This window comes from Streptococcus sanguinis (assembly GCF_001078705.1).
In the GTDB taxonomy this organism is placed as follows: Bacteria; Bacillota; Bacilli; order Lactobacillales; family Streptococcaceae; genus Streptococcus; species Streptococcus sanguinis_D.
Window position 1 is genome coordinate 715,118 of record NZ_CDMW01000001.1, and the last position, 16,956, is coordinate 732,073.

Genomic DNA, 16,956 nt, shown 5'->3' on the forward strand with positions numbered 1-16,956 from the left:
AGTTTCATACAATCATGAATAAACGTGTAAAAATCGTTGCAACATTAGGTCCTGCGGTAGAAATCCGTGGTGGTAAAAAATTCGGTGATGACGGATATTGGGGAGAAAAGCTGGATGTTGAAGCATCAGCTCAAAACATTGCTAAGTTGATTGAAGCTGGCGCAAACACATTCCGTTTCAACTTCTCACACGGTGACCATGCTGAGCAAGGAGAGCGCATGGCAACTGTTAAGCGTGCAGAAGAAATTGCCGGCCAAAAAGTTGGTTTCCTTCTTGATACAAAAGGACCAGAAATTCGTACAGAATTGTTCGAAGGCGATGTAAAAGAGTATTCATACAAGACTGGTGAAAAAATCCGTGTTGCTACTAAGCAAGGTATCAAATCTACTCGTGAAGTCATTGCTTTGAACGTTGCTGGTGGACTGGACATCTACGATGATGTTGAAGTTGGCCGTCAAGTATTGGTTGATGATGGTAAACTTGGTCTTCGTGTTATCGCTAAAGACGATGCTACTCGTGAATTTGAAGTAGAAGTTGAAAACGACGGCATCATTGCTAAGCAAAAAGGTGTGAACATCCCTAACACTAAGATTCCTTTCCCAGCGCTTGCTGAGCGTGACAATGACGATATCCGCTTTGGTCTTGAGCAAGGAATCAACTTCATCGCGATTTCATTTGTACGTACTGCAAAAGACGTCAACGAAGTTCGTGCAATCTGTGAAGAAACTGGTAATGGCCATGTTCAATTGTTTGCAAAAATCGAAAACCAACAAGGTATTGATAACTTGGACGAAATCATTGAAGCTGCTGATGGTATCATGATTGCCCGTGGTGACATGGGTATCGAAGTACCATTCGAAATGGTTCCAGTTTACCAAAAGATGATCATCACGAAGGTAAATGCAGCTGGTAAAGTGGTTATCACAGCAACTAACATGCTTGAAACCATGACAGAAAAACCACGTGCAACTCGTTCAGAAGTATCAGACGTATTTAACGCTGTTATCGACGGAACTGATGCAACTATGCTTTCAGGCGAGTCTGCAAATGGTAAATACCCACTTGAGTCAGTAACAACAATGGCGACTATCGATAAGAATGCTCAAACCCTTCTTAACGAATATGGCCGCTTGACAACTGATAACTTTGAGCGCAACTCTAAGACTGAAGTTATGGCTTCAGCAGTTAAAGATGCTACAAACTCAATGGATATCAAGTTGGTAGTTACCCTTACTAAGACTGGTCACACAGCTCGCTTGATTTCTAAATACCGTCCAAATGCTGATATCTTGGCTATCACTTTTGACGAATTGACTCAACGCGGTCTTATGCTGAACTGGGGTGTAATTCCAGTGACTACAAACACTCCATCTAACACAGATGATATGTTTGACATCGCTGAAAAGATTGCGGTTGAGCAAGGCTTGGTTGAATCTGGTGATGATATCGTTATCGTTGCTGGTGTGCCGCTTGGTGAAGCAGTTCGTACCAACACAATGCGTATCCGTACAGTACGTTAATCTAAGACAATAAAAAGAACCGTTGATTGGAAAATCATCGGTTTTTTCTTGTCAAAGTGATGACCATTATCTTGCTTGAGAAGGAGGACACGCCAGTGTTTTGATTTTTGAAATAAGATTGTCCCTTTGTCTATTTTGTCGAAAAATGATATAATGGTATAAAAGAGATGGGAGAGACAGATGTTAAAGAGAGATTTATTAAGAAATGTCATTATTTTTTCAGTACTGGCAGCTATCATTATAGGGCTGAGAGTTTTTATTTATACGCCTTATCGGCTGACTGAGCAAGACAGCAATGCTTATTTGGCAAAGAATGACTTGGTCTTGGCGACGAGAAAGCAAGACATCAAGCGTGGAGACTTTGTCCTCTATGAAGTGGACGGCAAAGACTATGTCGGCCGGGTCATTGCTCAGGAAAAAGATCAGGTAACCTATATGGATGACCTCCTTTACCTGAACGGTCAGGTCATGTCGGAAGAATACATCGAAAGAATGCGCGAGAAATATTTGGCTTCAGCAGGAAGTTCTGGTTACTACACTCATGATTTCTCTGTTATGGATTTAAAAGACTCAAAGTCTGATAAAATTACTAAAGATTCTTATCTGATTCTTAATGACCGACGTGAAAATACCAAGGACAGCCGAGAATTTGGGCTCATCAAAGCCAGTCAAATCAAGGGAGTGGTGGAGTTCCGACTCTCACCGCTTAATGAATTTGGTTTTATTAAGAATAAGTAAACTGAAGTCTATTTTCAACCAAGGCAGGGCAAGTCTTGGTTTTTTTCTTTGAAAATCAACTTTAAAGTTACAAGTAAACATAAAGATACTTGTCCTGATGTGGTATACTAATATCAAAAGACCGCAAAAAGGAGATTACTTTTGAAGTCAAGAAAGAAGAAATTATTATTGTTTGCTATACTTGCTCTAAGTTTTTTGACAGCATGCAGCAGTATAGTAAATAGAGATGGTGAAAAAATATGGATGTCAGATACTGAAATGTCGGAGCTTCGTAAGAAGGAGGAAAAGATTGCACTTTATATCATTAATCATTATGAAGATGTTCAAAAAATTGAATTTGATGAATTTTCCAAGGGAAATTTATGGAAAGGAGATTCCGTTAGTCTCATAGTAAATGACACCAGTTATATCCCACATGTTTCTTTGGACTCAAAAGATGAAAACTATAATATAAATGATAGCTCTCACACTGATTCGAAAGAATTGACTTTTCGTCTGAAAAAGAAAGAGAAGGTCACAGATTTTAAAGATGCGGGTGAGACGGATGTTATTTATTCTGGACAGAATGCTTGGCTGACGACAGAGGAAAAAGTAAAGGTACGCAACCAGGAAGAGGGTCTGGCTTTATTTTTACTGAATCACTATGAAAATGTTGAAAAAATTGAATTTACAAAGATTTCAAGAAAGCCTTTTGGACAGGCAAGATATGCTGCTTTACTTGTTAATGATAAGATAAAGATTTATACCGACCTAGATGACAGCTATGATGACTATCATTTGTCTGACAATCCTGAAAAAGATGGCCTGAAAGCTAAAGAGAAACCAACAAATTTGCAAAGTCTAGATAGCATTACTGTTATTTATTATACGGAGAAATGAAGGATGTGTTGCAAAGAAAAAGCCAGGCTGACTTAATCATCAGACTGGTTTTTTCGTGTCTCTTGGTGAAAGATGTTTTGCCATACTTCGTGACGGCGCCAGAGGCTGGTATGGATGACACCGTCCATTTCATATCGGATGAGCTTGGTTTTCTGGCTGACAGAAAGCAGTTCAAAGTTTTTGAGAGGAGTTTTTGAGGCTCTTTCTGCCTGAAATTCAGCCTTGTTTAGCTGTCGGCCATCTTGGGAAATATAAAGAAATTCTGCTGACAGAAGCATATCCAGTTGGCTGCCTTGCTCCACGAGCTGCTCACGCATGAGTAGGTTTGGATAAAGATTTTCCAATCTCTCATCTTCGGGAATGGGAGCGGGCTCGATATGAATGTCAATGTCAAAGACTCCGAAGCGCTCCATCAACATATCCTCAACCTGGTCCGCAATCTCATGACTCTCATAGACAGAGAGGTCTGGATTCATTTCAAGAATAATATCTAGATAGATATTACTGCCATAGGTCCTACCCCGCTGGGACTTAACCTGAGTGATTTTAGGAATTTCCAGGATAGCTTGCTTGTAGTCCTGCAGCAGGCTTTCATCAAAGCCGTCGGACAGGCTGAAGGAAGATTCCATAAAGATGTCATAGGCTGTCTTAAGAATGAAGAAGGTAATGACAATGGCTGCTAGCTTATCAACGATTGGAAAGTTAAAGGCGCTGGCAATGATAGCAACTGAAGTGCCGATAGAAGTGACAGCGTCTGACAGGTTGTCCTTGGCTGCAGCATCCAGAGCCTTGGAATGAGCTTTTTTAGCCAGTGTTTTATTGTAAAAATAAACACCCAACATGATGATAGCCGAGATGATTCCGACCACGGCACCAACTGGGTCAATCTTAGTCTCTTGATTAGAGATAATCTTTTGAATAGTCTCAATCAAAACATCAAATCCAACGAAAAACATGATGAAAGATGTGATGAGACTGGCCAGATCTTCTATCTTCCAGTGGCCGAAGCGATGATCACGGTCGGCTGGTTTTCTGGCCATACGCAGGCCAATTAAAACGGCGATATTAGCCACGATATCAGAGACATTGTTGAAGCCATCGGCCGTCAGACTGGAGGACTGGAAGGTCGAGCCTGCGATAATCTTGACCGCAGATAGAATCAGATAAGTAGCGATGGACAGGATGGCTCCTCTCTCCGCTAGCTTCAGATTGTTACTAGGATTTTTCATGACAGCCTTTCTTTCTAAGTGGGGCAGCAGAATGGAAAAGAGACTTGAGAAGAAATGTCATCTCTGGACAAATGTTCTAAGTCTCATATGGGCATATTATAGCAAAAATAGGGTTGATTTTCAATTTCCTTCGGGCTTAGGGCGACTTAAATGACTTTGCCTAAAATCTAATCTAAAATCAGAAATTCCTCTTCTTTCTGGTTTAGCTTCATCAGGATTTTTGTTATAATAGTAGCATTGACTTTGAAAGAGGAAGAAATATGCATCCTTTATTAAACGGTATGAATGACCGTCAGGCTGAGGCGGTTCAAACAACAGAAGGGCCTTTGCTGATAATGGCGGGAGCTGGTTCGGGTAAGACCCGTGTACTGACCCACCGTATTGCCTATTTGATTGATGAAAAGATGGTCAATCCTTGGAATATCCTTGCCATTACCTTTACCAATAAGGCGGCGCGGGAGATGAGAGAACGGGCTGAAAAACTCAAAACGGAGGCCCAAGATTGCTTAATCGCTACCTTCCACTCCATGTGTGTGCGCATCCTGCGGCGAGAAGCAGACCATATTGGCTACAACCGCAACTTCACCATCGTCGATCCGGGCGAGCAGCGGACCCTGATGAAGCGGATTCTTAAAAATCTCAATCTAGATCCAAAAAAGTGGAATGAGCGTGCCATTCTGGGGACCATTTCCAATGCTAAGAATGACCTGATTGACGAGGTGGCCTATGCGAATCTAGCTGGTGATATGTATACTCAGATTGTGGCCAAGTGCTACACGGCCTATCAAAAGGAATTACGCCAGTCTGAGGCTATGGACTTTGATGACTTGATCATGCTGACCCTGCGGCTTTTTGACCAAAATCCTGACGTCCTAACCTACTACCAGCAACGTTACCAGTATATCCATGTGGACGAGTATCAGGATACCAACCATGCCCAGTACCAGTTGGTCAAGCTCTTGGCTTCCCGCTTTAAGAATATCTGCGTGGTCGGAGACGCTGACCAGTCTATCTATGGCTGGCGGGGAGCTGATATGCAGAATATCCTAGACTTTGAAAAGGATTATCCAGAAGCTAAGGTAGTCCTGCTTGAGGAAAATTATCGCTCTACTAAGACCATTCTTCAGGCAGCTAATGAAGTCATCCGAAACAACCGCAACCGTCGTCCTAAAAATCTCTGGACTCAAAACGAAGACGGTGAGGAAATTGTCTACTATCGGGCTAATGACGAGCAGGATGAGGCCCTCTTTGTCGCTCGAACCATTGATCAGCTGAACCGAGAAGGCTACAGTCATAGGGATTTTGCAGTTCTTTACCGGACCAATGCCCAGTCACGGACGGTGGAGGAAGCCCTGCTCAAATCCAATATTCCCTATACCATGGTCGGTGGAACCAAGTTCTACAGCCGCAAGGAAATCCGAGATGTCATTTCCTATCTCAACCTCATTGCCAATCCCAGCGACAATATCAGCTATGAGCGCGTGGTCAATGAGCCTAAGCGTGGTGTCGGACCAGGAACGATGGAGAAAATTCGGGATTTTGCGTCCAGTCAGGAAATCTCTTTCCTGGATGCATCGGCTAATATCCTGCTCTCGCCAGTCAAGGGTAAGGCGGCTCAGGCAGTCTATGATTTTGCCAATATGCTTCTTGACTTTCGGGAGCATTTGGACGATTATACAGTGACGGAGCTGGTAGAAGCCGTGTTGGAAAAGACAGGTTATACTGCAGCCTTGGCAGCCCAGGCAACCTTGGAAAGTCAAGCTCGAATTGAAAATATCGAAGAATTCCTGTCTGTAACCAAGAACTTTGATGAAAGTCCAGATAATCCTAGTGATGAGTCTGGCCTTGATAAGCTCAGCCGTTTTCTCAATGACTTAGCTTTGATTGCGGACACAGATGACGGAGACCAGGAGAATTCCGAAGTGACTCTGATGACCCTCCACGCGGCTAAGGGATTGGAATTTCCAGTCGTCTTTCTGGTTGGAATGGAGGAAAATGTCTTCCCTCTGAGCCGAGCATCTGAAGATGAGGATGAATTGGAAGAGGAGCGGCGTCTTGCTTACGTTGGCATCACCCGAGCAGAGAAGATTCTCTATCTGACCAATGCCAATTCCCGTATGCTTTATGGTAAAACCAACTATAATCATCCTAATCGCTTCTTGAGAGAAATCAGCTCAGACTTGCTAGACTATCAGGGACTGGCTCGGCCGGCAAATAGCTCCTTTAAGGTCAGTTACACCAATAGCGATACTAGCAAATTCGGTCAGGGCATGAGTCTAGCCCAGGCTCTACAAGAGCGGAAGCGTCAGGCGGCTCCTAGTTCGATTTCTACTGGCAGTCTGCCTTTTGGAAAGAGCAGTCAGAGCCAGCCATCTAAGCCTGAAGTTGCTTGGGCTATCGGAGATATTATCCACCATAAGAAATGGGGCGATGGAACAGTTTTGGCAGTCTCTGGCAGTGGAAACAGTCAAGAGCTCAAGATTAATTTCCAAGAAGTTGGTCTGAAGAAAGTGCTGGCCAGCATAGCACCGATTGAGAAAAAATCATGATGAGGCAGTCGATTGAAGCCTGGCTCTTTCATCCAGAGGATGGAGAAATCTTGCTCTTGAAAGTTGAGGATGAGAAAGTTTCCTTTTGGCAGCCCATTACTGGTGGGATTGAGAGTGGTGAGAGTCCAGAAGAAGCCTGCCTTCGTGAAATAAAAGAGGAGACCGGCTTGCTCTTAGCTTGTTCAAGTCTGACGGGTCTTGGAGATTTTATGGTAAAGATTGATGAAAATCTGTCCATCCACAAAAATCTCTTTCTAGTTCTGATAGAACAGAAGGAAATCCAGATTTCTGATGAGCATGTAGGAGCTCAGTGGGTAGCTTTAGACAAAGTTTCGTCGCAGTTGTACTGGCCCAGCAATCAAGCGACTTTTGAGATTATAACCGAGAAGCTATAAGATATAGCTTCTCTTTATTTCTTTTGATAAGGAAATTCTATTAGTCAAGGGGGGCGTTTAGTGGTAGACTTATCACATAACTATAGTGAGGTGACCTTATGACACGTGAATTTAAATTTGAAACTCTGCAGCTTCATGCCGGACAAACAGTGGACCCGACAACTAAGTCGCGGGCTCTGCCTATTTACCAGACAACTTCCTATGTGTTTGACGATACTCAGGAGGGAGAAGATCTCTTTGCCCTTCGCAAACCGGGAAATATCTACACTCGGATTACCAATCCGACCCTGTCTGCTTTTGAGGAGCGAATTGCGGCTTTGGAGGGTGGAGTCGGAGCTCTAGCAACAGCTTCTGGTATGGCGGCCCTTACCTATACCGTTCTAGCTTTGGCGCATGCTGGCGACCATGTAGTGGCAGCCTCCACCATCTACGGTGGCACCTTTAATCTGCTCAAGGAAACCCTGCCTCGCTATGGCATTACCACGACTTTTGTGGATATTGAAAATCTGGCTGAAGTAGAAGCAGCCATTCAGGACAATACCAAGCTGGTTCTGATTGAAAGCTTGGGCAATCCTTTGATTAATATTCCTGACTTTGAAGCTTTGGCAGAGCTGGTTCATGCTCACAAGATTCCGTTGATTTCCGACAATACCTTTGCTACACCATATCTGATCAATGTTTTTTCTCATGGTGTGGACATTGCGGTGCATTCTGCTACTAAGTTTATTGGAGGTCATGGAACCAGCATTGGTGGTGTGATTGTGGACAGCGGTCGTTTCGACTGGGAAGCTTCTGGCAAGTTCCCGCAGTTTGTAGACCCAGACCCGAGCTATCATGATATCAGTTATACGCGCGATGTCGGAGCAGCAGCTTTTGTCACCGCCGTCCGGACCCAGCTCTTGCGCGATACAGGCGCTGCCATGTCCCCCTTCAATGCCTTTCTCTTCTTGCAGGGGTTAGAAACTCTCTCTTTGCGCGTAGAGCGCCATGTGTCCAATGCCGAGAAGATTGTAGATTTCCTAGCAGGGCATCCTAAGGTCGAGCAGGTCAATTATCCCAAGCTTGCTGACAGTCCTTATCATGCTTTGGCAGAAAAATATTTCCCTAAAGGCGTGGGCTCTATCTTCACCTTTAATGTCAATGGCGGAGAGAAAGAAGCTCGTAAGGTTATTGACAGCCTGGAGATTTTCTCTGACTTGGCCAATGTAGCCGATGCTAAGTCCTTGGTTGTCCATCCAGCTACGACAACTCATGGTCAGATGTCGCCAGAGGCTCAGCTGGCAGCAGGCATTACACCAAATCAAATCCGTCTCTCTATCGGGCTGGAAAATGTGGATGATTTGATAGAGGATCTCAAACTAGCCTTGGAATCTATCTAATTTTCAGAACCTCTAGATAGAGCAAATATGATTTAAACTAGGTTTTCGCCTAGTTTTTTGGTATAATGAAAGATATTAAAAAATAGTAGGTAATCAATATGACAATTTCAGTGATTGTTCCGTGCTTCAATGAAGAAGAGTCTATTCCTTTATTTCATGAAGCCATGGAAGCGGTCAAATATCAAATCCGTGACCAGTTTGAATATATTTTTGTCAATGACGGGTCGACAGACCGCACCTTGGCTGTTTTGCGTGAGCTCAGCAGACGCTGTCCAGATGTGCACTATCTGTCCTTTTCTCGTAATTTCGGAAAAGAAGCAGCGCTCTATGCTGGGCTCCAAGAGGCAAGTGGGGATTTTGTGACGGTCATGGATGTGGACTTGCAGGATCCGCCCGAGCTTCTGATTGAGATGAAAGCTATGTTGGACATGAATCCAGAACTGGACTGTGTGGGGACCCGTCGCACTACTCGAGAGGGAGAGCCACCTATCCGGAGCTTTTTTGCCAATCTGTTTTATAAACTGATTAATAAGATTAGTCAGGTAGAGATGGTGGATGGTGCGCGTGACTTCCGACTGATGCGCCGCCAGATGGTAGAGGCTATTCTGGATGTTTCAGAGTACAATCGCTTCTCCAAGGGGATTTTTGCCTGGGTAGGCTTCAATACAGAGTACTTGGAATACAAAAATGTCGAACGAGTAGCCGGCAAGACCTCTTGGAATTTCTGGTCCCTCTTCAACTATTCCTTGGAAGGTATTGTCAATTTCTCTGATGCACCGCTGAACATCGCTTTTTTAGGCGGTATCCTGTCTTGGATTTTAGCCTTTATCCTAATGGCGGTGATTATTATCCGTACCTTGGTTTTTGGTGACCCGACATCGGGCTGGCCGTCCCTCATGACTGTCATTCTCCTTATCGGAGGCTTCCAGCTGCTGACCATCGGCATACTCGGCAAATACATCGGAAAAGTGTTTATGGAAACTAAGCATCGGCCGATTTATGTGATTAAGGAGAAGAGTAAATGAGTCTTTGAGAGAGTTTTTGAGCTTAAGTGACTCTTATTTAGCTGAGGAGAGATTGTGAAAAATAAAAAAATTAATATTGTCTTATGCTTGTCTTCGTTTATTTATGCGATACAGTTTTACATCAATAATAAAATCACCCCAGTAGGAGACCAAACAGCCTTTTTAGAATATGCTAAGGAATTTCATTACAATTATTTATTCTTTGGGCTTGATCGTTATTTTACATGGAGCAGTAGACTGCTCATTGAGTCAGCTACCTTATTATTTTCCGTTCACGAAAAGCTGTTTATAGCAGCAGCCTTTCTGGCAACCTTGCTTTTGGTTTATGCTTTAAGGAATCTTACTCCCTCCTTGCCTTGGCTGCCAGCTTTACTAATTTTTATATTCCTTCCGGCAACTGAATTTTTAAGCGCGGGATCTATTCCGACCTATGTTAATTACATTTTCCCTGCATCCTTGTTGCTTTTTGCACTTTTTTTCAGAGAATCTAAAAATATTTGGGTTAATATAGCTAGTCTTTTGTGCTTTTTAGTTGCAATCATGCAAGAACAATTAGCAGTCTATGCTTTTTTGTGGCTTCTGTTTGAAACTGTCCTTGCGAAGAAAGATAAAAAACCTTTACTGGGTAATCTATGCTATTTGGCACTGAGCGCTTTAGGAATCATATCAGCCAAGCTGTCTCCTGGGAATGCTCTGCGTTTGGAAAAGAATATTGTCAGTTGGTTCCCCAACTTTCCGAACTTGAATATCTTCCAAAAGCTTGGGCTTGGCTTTCTGGAGACAGGGGATAATCTGCTTTCCACGTCCTTTGCCTTTGTGATGGTCTTCTTGCTTGTGCTCTTTGTTTATGCTCTTCATAAGAAAAATGTAACAGCCATAGCTCTGAGCGGTTTTGTTTTGTTCAATATTTTTTCGCAAAAAATGGGCTGGAATACTATTTTTGGTACCTTAACAGGTATCAGTAAAGCAGCCAGAGAATCAGGGACATTTTCTTTTAATATCACGTATATGAGCGCGGTCGCTTTTTATGGCTTGCTGCTATTAATGATTCTTTATGCTTTATGGCTTGTAGTTTCAGATTTTAAAGAAAAAATATGGCTGATCTATTTATTTGTAATTGGTTTTATTGGCCGCATGGTCATTTCATTATCCCCCACTCTCTACGCCTCAAGCACTCGAACCTTTTTGCCTCTGATGATAAGTCTATTCATTATTACTTGCAGATTGTTGTATCACTTGTATACAGAATATCAAAAGCGGCAAGAGGCTGTTCTCTAAATCATACTATGAAGTATATTTTCCGATAGGAATTTGATCAAGCAGATTTTTTCTGCTTTTTTTGTTATAATAAACTCATTGAATGTTTATGATATGAAAGGAAAGACAAATGATTTTAATTACAGGTGCGAATGGACAGCTGGGTACAGAGCTTCGCTATCTTTTGGATGAGCGCAATGAGGAGTATGTGGCTGTTGATGTGGCAGAAATGGATATTACAAATGCCCAAATGGTGGACAAGGTCTTTGCGGAAGTCAAGCCAAGCTTGGTATATCACTGCGCAGCTTATACTGCAGTTGATGCGGCTGAGGATGAAGGAAAAGAGCTGGACTATGCCATCAATGTGACAGGGACCGAAAATGTTGCAAAAGCAGCAGAAGCACATGGAGCAACCTTGGTCTACATCTCAACAGACTATGTCTTTGACGGACAAAAGCCTGTCGGTGAGGAGTGGGAAGTAGATGACCGGCCGGATCCGCAGACTGAGTATGGCCGTACCAAGCGCATGGGTGAGGAGCTGGTTGAGAAATATTCCAGCCGTTTCTACATTATCCGTACTGCCTGGGTCTTTGGTAACTACGGTAAAAACTTTGTCTTTACCATGCAAAATCTTGCCAAGACGCACAAAACTCTGACTGTAGTCAATGACCAACATGGCCGTCCGACTTGGACTCGTACGCTGGCTGAATTTATGACTCATCTGGCTGAAAATCAAAAGGAATTTGGTTATTACCATCTGTCTAATGATGCGGCTGAGGACACCACTTGGTATGACTTTGCAGTGGAAATTCTCAAAGATACAGATGTGGAAGTCCAGCCGGTTGATTCCAGCAAGTTCCCAGCCAAGGCTAAGCGACCTTTCAACTCAACTATGAGTCTGACCAAGGCTAAGGCTACAGGCTTTGTCATTCCGACTTGGCAGGATGCCTTAAAAGAGTTTTACAAGCAAGAGAAGAAACAGTGATTTTCTTTGAAGTTAATAATAGCGACAGAACTTAGTCTCAAACTAGGTTCTGTTTTTTTCTTCTAGCAGACTGAAGAGGTGATTTTGAGGTGCGTGCTCTGGTGGAGAAAGAGCTGGTTTGAAGATACGGGTGGAAAATGAGAATGAGAAGAATTTTCCACAGATCTTATCCCCTTAAAATAAAGATGTTTCAATTTGATGAAATTCTGTGGATAACCTTTATTATTTCATGCAACTGTGTTACAATGTTACTATAAATAAAATAGAAGAGGTGTGTGAATATGTCACGTAAACCATTTATTGCTGGTAACTGGAAAATGAACAAAAATCCTGAAGAAGCAAAGGCTTTTGTAGAAGCGGTTGCTGCTAAGCTACCTTCTTCAGATTTAGTAGAAGCTGGTATCGCTGCTCCAGCACTTGATTTGACAACTGTTTTGGCAGCAGCTAAAGGAAGCAATCTTAAAGTTGCAGCCCAAAACGCTTACTTTGAAGATGCAGGTGCTTTCACTGGTGAAAACAGCCCTAAAGTTCTTGCAGAAGTTGGAGTTGACTACATCGTTATCGGTCACTCAGAACGTCGCGATTATTTCCATGAAACAGACCAAGACATCAACAAAAAAGCGCACGCTATCTTCCGCAATGGTCTGGTGCCAATCATCTGCTGTGGTGAATCGCTTGAAACTTACGAAGCTGGCAAAGCGGTAGATTTCGTTGGTGCTCAAGTATCAGCTGCTTTGAAAGACTTGACAGCTGAGCAAGTTGCATCATTGGTTATCGCTTATGAGCCAATCTGGGCTATCGGTACTGGTAAGTCAGCAACTCAAGACGACGCTCAAAAGATGTGTAAAGCAGTTCGTGACGTTGTAGCAGCCGACTTTGGTCAAGAAGTAGCAGACAAGGTTCGTGTTCAGTACGGTGGTTCTGTAAAACCTGAAAATGTTGCGTCTTACATGGCTTGTCCAGATGTTGACGGTGCTCTTGTTGGTGGTGCATCACTTGAAGCTGAAAGCTTCTTAGCATTGCTTGATTTTGTAAAATAAAAAATGTTGAAAAAAGACTTGTCCTCCCAAAGGTGACAAGTTTTTTAAAAGTTGGAGAGAAAAGTTGAAATCGAAAGAATTGGTTTATTTAGCGAGTACGGCTATTTTGTTGGCAGCGACTGCCAATGTTGCAAAAGCCGAGGAACATACAATCGCTGAGTCAGAAATTTTAAAAACAGAAAGGTCTGTTAGTTCCCAGAATCAGATAGTGAATGCGGCTGCATCGCAAGCGTCTAATCAGCCGATTGTAGGAGTATCATCTGCAGAACAGTCAGTTCAAGCAGTTAAGCAAGAGGAGCAAATAACGAATGCTGTAGGAACAGCTGTTGAGTCTGGAGGAGCAGCTCAATCAGCTACTGTAGAAACTCAGGTGGCACCTGCTAAGCCAGAAGGGCAAACTCAGTCAGATGCAAATAATTTTAATCAGAATGAAACTGTAGCTGATCAGTCAGCAAAAGCAAGCTCTTCAGTTGCAGATTCTGGTATTGCCTCAGAGCCCAAGGCTAGTCCTGCAGTAGCATCAGCACCAAAAGCTAGTAATGCTGGAAAAACTGTATTTTATAATGCTGGGTCAAAGGCTCAGGCAGCCCGCGGGAATTCCCAAGCGGAGATTAAAGGTACTTCCTTTGTAGATGTCAGCAGCCACAATGGCCATATCAGCGTAGACGACTATCGTAAATTAGCCCAGAAAGGGGTTGGAGGGGTCGTTGTCAAACTGACAGAAGGAACCCATTACACCAATCCATTTGCCGAGTCTCAGGTGAGAAATGCTCAGGGAGCCGGTTTACAAGTATCGACCTATGCCTTCTCGCACTATACTAACGATGAAGAAGCGAGAGCTGAAGCTCGTTATTACGCTGCCTTTGCTAATAGACTAGGCCTGCCTAAAAACACAGTCATGGTCAATGACATGGAAGATCCCAAAATGCAAAATGGGATTAACCAGCATACCCAGGCTTGGGCGGATGAGATGCGCAGACTGGGTTATTCAAACCTGATGTATTATACTAGCGCCAGCTGGCTGGATCAAAATAATCTTCGTAGCAAAGGACCGGTTAATACATCGCAATTTGGCTATAGCAACTTCTGGGTGGCCCAGTATCCGTCTTCTAATTTAAATCTTGATGGAGCTAAATCTCTCAAATACAATAGTGGCGCTGGAGCATGGCAGTTTACAGCCCAGGCTCAGCTGTTAGCTGGCAAGCATGTATTTGACCATAGCGTTGATTACACTGGTAGGTTTACCCAGCAGTCTGCTCTTGCTAAGCAGCCTTTAAAGGGTAACATCAGTATTCAGAATAAGAATAATGTCAACGGCAGCTTTGACGTTGTGATTTCAAACGTTTCTGCTCCTTATGGAGTGTCTGTCGTTAGTGTTCCGGTTTGGTCTGAAGCTAATGGTCAAGACGATATTATCTGGTACACAGCCACTCAGCAGGCCAACGGTACTTATAAAGTTTCAGTTGAGTCTAGCAGACATAAAGATTCAGTTGGCAAGTACAATGTCCATCTCTACTATATCCGCAATGACGGCCAATTAGTCGGTGTTGGCGGTACTACAACTAATGTATCTGTCATCAAGCCAAAGGGCAAAATCAGCATTCAGAATCGCAACAGCGAAACTGGAGATTTCGATATTGTAGTTTCCGGTATTTCATCTCCGGGCGGTCTGAAAAGCGTTTCTCTGCCGACTTGGTCAGAGGCCAATGGTCAAGATGATATCAAGTGGTATACTGCTGAACGTCAGGCTGACGGAACCTATCGGAAGCGGGTGCGCATAAGCGACCACAATCATGTACAGGGTGAGTACAATGTCCATCTCTATTATGTCCAAAATGACGGCCGCTTGGTTGGTGTAAGCGGTACTAAAACGACCGTTTCTCTTGGCAAACCTAAGGGCACCATCAGTATTCAAAATCGAAACAAAGAAACTGGCGATTTTGATATTGTGGTTTCAGGTATTTCATCTCCGGGCGGTCTGAAGGAAGTTTCTCTGCCGACTTGGTCTGAGGCTAATGGCCAAGATGATATCAAATGGTACAACGCTGAGCGTCAAGCTGATGGCACCTATCGTAAGCGTGTTCGTCTGAGCGATCACAAAAATGTTGAGGGTGAGTACAATATTCATCTCTACTATGTGCAAAATGATGGCAGCTTGGTAGGTGTAAGTGGCACTAAAACGACTATTTCTATAGAAAAACCAAAAGTTCAAGGTAAAATCAGTATTCAGAATCGCAACAGCGAAACTGGCGATTTTGATATTGTGGTTTCAGATATCGTATCGCCAGGCGGTCTGAAGGAAGTTTCCCTACCAACTTGGTCAGAGGCCAATGGCCAAGATGATATCAAGTGGTACAATGCAGAGCGTCAGGCTGACGGTACTTATCGGAAACGAGTTCGTGTGAGTGATCACAAAAATGTTGAGGGCGAGTACAATATTCATCTCTACTATGTGCAAGATGATGGCAAGCTGGTTGGTGCTGGTGGCATAAAGACTAATGTTTCTCTAGGTAAGCCAAAGGGCAACATCAGTATTCAAAATAAGAATAATGTCAACGGCAGTTTCGATGTTGTGATTTCAAACGTTTCTGCCCCTTATGAAGTGTCTGTTGTCAGTGTTCCGGTTTGGTCTGAAGCTAACGGTCAAGATGATATTATTTGGTATACAGCTACTCATCAGGCTAATGGTACCTATAAAGTTACTGTTGAATCTAGTAAACATAAAGACTCAGTTGGTAAGTATCATATCCATCTTTACTATGTCCGTAACGACGGGCAGTTAGTCGGTGTTGGTGGTACTACAACCAATGTGTCAGCAGTTAAACCACAGGGCAAAATCAGTATCCAAAATCGTAACAGCGAAACTGGCGATTTTGATATTGTGGTTTCAGATATTGTATCTCCAGGCGGTCTCAAGACTGTTTCCCTGCCAACTTGGTCAGAGGCCAATGGTCAGGATGATATCAAGTGGTACAACGCTGAACGTCAGCCGGATGGTACCTATAAGAAGCGAGTTCGTGCGAGCGACCATAACAACGTTCAGGGCGAATATAATGTCCATCTCTACTATGTCCAAAATGATGGCAACCTAGTAGGAGCAGGTGGCATCAAGACCAATGTTTCTATCAGTAAGCCGCAGGGTAAAATCAGTATTCAAAATAAGAATAATGATACTGGAGAGTTTGACATTGTAGTATCAGGAATTGTGGCACCAGAAGGTCTCAAGACAGTTTACCTGCCGACTTGGTCAGAAGCGAATGGTCAAGATGATATCCAATGGTACACAGCGGATCGTCAGGCTGATGGCACTTATCGTAAGCATGTATATGCGCGTGACCATAAGAATAATGCAGGCGAATACAATGTTCACTTGTATTACTTAAATAATCAAAATCAGCTGCAGGGAGCTGGTGGAGAAAAGACCTCTATCTCCGTGAACCGTCCTCAGTCAGCTAGTCAGCGAGACCGTGTTCTTGCGGCGGCAGCTGCTATGGTAGGTGTCAGGGGAGGCAGTGCTGAGCATCAGCGCTTGGTCAACGATTATAACAGTGTCAGACCGTTGCCAGTTGGCTATGCTGTGAAAAACACAGATGACTGGTGCGACATTTTTACTACAGTTATTTTCCAAAGAGAGGGCTTGAGTGATCTTATTGGCCGTGAGTGCGGTGTAGAGCGCCATATTCATATTTTCCAAAGACTAGGTATCTGGAATGAAGATGGCAATTCGACACCTAGCGCAGGCGATATCATCACTTTTAACTGGGATAAAGATACCCAGCAAAATGATGGCTGGGCTGATCATATCGGTATTGTCGAAAAAGTCGAAAATGGCATTATTCACACGATTGAAGGCAACAGCAATAACGTAGTTAAACGCAATACTTACCGTATCGGTCATGGAAATATCCGTGGTTTTGCGACACCTCGTTATAGATAAACATACAAAAAAACCAAGGAAAA

12 protein-coding genes are annotated in these 16,956 nt (G+C 43.3%); 11 read left to right on the forward strand and 1 reads right to left on the reverse strand.

Annotated features, from left to right (window positions below):
- Window positions 1-14: 14 nt before the first annotated feature.
- The 3 genes from pyk (at window position 15) to SSV_RS03780 (ending at window position 3,137) form a co-directional block, all read left to right on the forward strand.
- Complete coding sequence (pyk, locus tag SSV_RS03770) at window positions 15-1,520, forward strand: pyruvate kinase (protein ID WP_072073744.1); 1,506 nt, start codon at window positions 15-17, stop codon at window positions 1,518-1,520.
- A 180-nt stretch (window positions 1,521-1,700) separates the two neighbouring features.
- Entirely contained in the window at window positions 1,701-2,258 is a 558-nt protein-coding gene (gene lepB / locus SSV_RS03775) for a signal peptidase I (RefSeq protein ID WP_072073745.1), read from the forward strand.
- Window positions 2,259-2,399: 141 nt separating this feature from the next.
- Window positions 2,400-3,137 carry a hydrolase gene (locus tag SSV_RS03780; protein WP_072073746.1) on the forward strand — a complete coding sequence of 246 codons (738 nt, stop codon included), beginning with the start codon at window positions 2,400-2,402 and terminating at the stop codon, window positions 3,135-3,137.
- 32 nt (window positions 3,138-3,169) lie between these two features.
- Here the strand turns inward: SSV_RS03780 and SSV_RS03785 are convergent, their stop codons facing one another.
- Window positions 3,170-4,366 carry a cation diffusion facilitator family transporter gene (locus SSV_RS03785; protein WP_072073747.1) on the reverse strand — a complete coding sequence of 399 codons (1,197 nt, stop codon included), beginning with the start codon at window positions 4,364-4,366 and terminating at the stop codon, window positions 3,170-3,172.
- Between the two features lie 260 nt (window positions 4,367-4,626).
- Here SSV_RS03785 and pcrA point away from each other — a divergent pair, with 260 nt between their 5' ends.
- From pcrA to SSV_RS03825, 8 genes are all read left to right on the forward strand, one after another.
- A complete protein-coding gene (gene pcrA, locus SSV_RS03790; protein WP_072073748.1) occupies window positions 4,627-6,915 on the forward strand; it encodes a DNA helicase PcrA in 2,289 nt (762 codons plus the stop codon).
- Window positions 6,912-7,310 carry an NUDIX hydrolase gene (locus tag SSV_RS03795; RefSeq protein WP_072073749.1) on the forward strand — a complete coding sequence of 133 codons (399 nt, stop codon included), beginning with the start codon at window positions 6,912-6,914 and terminating at the stop codon, window positions 7,308-7,310. Before pcrA ends, SSV_RS03795 begins: the two co-directional genes overlap by 4 nt.
- Before the next feature lie 98 nt (window positions 7,311-7,408).
- Complete coding sequence (locus tag SSV_RS03800; protein WP_072073750.1) at window positions 7,409-8,689, forward strand: O-acetylhomoserine aminocarboxypropyltransferase/cysteine synthase family protein; 1,281 nt, start codon at window positions 7,409-7,411, stop codon at window positions 8,687-8,689.
- A 98-nt stretch (window positions 8,690-8,787) separates the two neighbouring features.
- Window positions 8,788-9,714 (forward strand): glycosyltransferase family 2 protein, encoded by a 927-nt coding sequence (locus tag SSV_RS03805; protein ID WP_072073751.1) that lies wholly within the window; start codon window positions 8,788-8,790, stop codon window positions 9,712-9,714.
- A gap of 54 nt (window positions 9,715-9,768) precedes the next feature.
- Window positions 9,769-10,992, forward strand: coding sequence for a DUF6056 family protein (locus SSV_RS03810; protein WP_072073752.1), 1,224 nt, complete (start codon window positions 9,769-9,771; stop codon window positions 10,990-10,992).
- A gap of 109 nt (window positions 10,993-11,101) precedes the next feature.
- Complete coding sequence (gene rfbD / locus SSV_RS03815) at window positions 11,102-11,956, forward strand: dTDP-4-dehydrorhamnose reductase (protein ID WP_002919290.1); 855 nt, start codon at window positions 11,102-11,104, stop codon at window positions 11,954-11,956.
- 281 nt (window positions 11,957-12,237) lie between these two features.
- A complete protein-coding gene (gene tpiA, locus SSV_RS03820; protein ID WP_002900651.1) occupies window positions 12,238-12,996 on the forward strand; it encodes a triose-phosphate isomerase in 759 nt (252 codons plus the stop codon).
- A gap of 64 nt (window positions 12,997-13,060) precedes the next feature.
- Window positions 13,061-16,933: a GBS Bsp-like repeat-containing protein gene (locus SSV_RS03825; RefSeq protein ID WP_176693547.1), complete on the forward strand. Its 3,873-nt coding sequence runs from the start codon at window positions 13,061-13,063 to the stop codon at window positions 16,931-16,933.
- Window positions 16,934-16,956: the final 23 nt, after the last annotated feature.

Excerpts from the sequence above, each read along its gene's own strand:
- pyk (WP_072073744.1), top strand. The coding sequence starts at position 15 with ATGAATAAACGTGTAAAAATCGTTGCAACATTAGGTCCTGCGGTAGAA.
- lepB (WP_072073745.1), top strand. The coding sequence starts at position 1,701 with ATGTTAAAGAGAGATTTATTAAGAAATGTCATTATTTTTTCAGTACTG.
- SSV_RS03785 (WP_072073747.1), bottom strand. The coding sequence starts at position 4,366 with ATGAAAAATCCTAGTAACAATCTGAAGCTAGCGGAGAGAGGAGCCATC.
- pcrA (WP_072073748.1), top strand. The coding sequence starts at position 4,627 with ATGCATCCTTTATTAAACGGTATGAATGACCGTCAGGCTGAGGCGGTT.
- SSV_RS03795 (WP_072073749.1), top strand. The coding sequence starts at position 6,912 with ATGATGAGGCAGTCGATTGAAGCCTGGCTCTTTCATCCAGAGGATGGA.
- SSV_RS03800 (WP_072073750.1), top strand. The coding sequence starts at position 7,409 with ATGACACGTGAATTTAAATTTGAAACTCTGCAGCTTCATGCCGGACAA.
- SSV_RS03805 (WP_072073751.1), top strand. The coding sequence starts at position 8,788 with ATGACAATTTCAGTGATTGTTCCGTGCTTCAATGAAGAAGAGTCTATT.
- rfbD (WP_002919290.1), top strand. The coding sequence starts at position 11,102 with ATGATTTTAATTACAGGTGCGAATGGACAGCTGGGTACAGAGCTTCGC.
- tpiA (WP_002900651.1), top strand. The coding sequence starts at position 12,238 with ATGTCACGTAAACCATTTATTGCTGGTAACTGGAAAATGAACAAAAAT.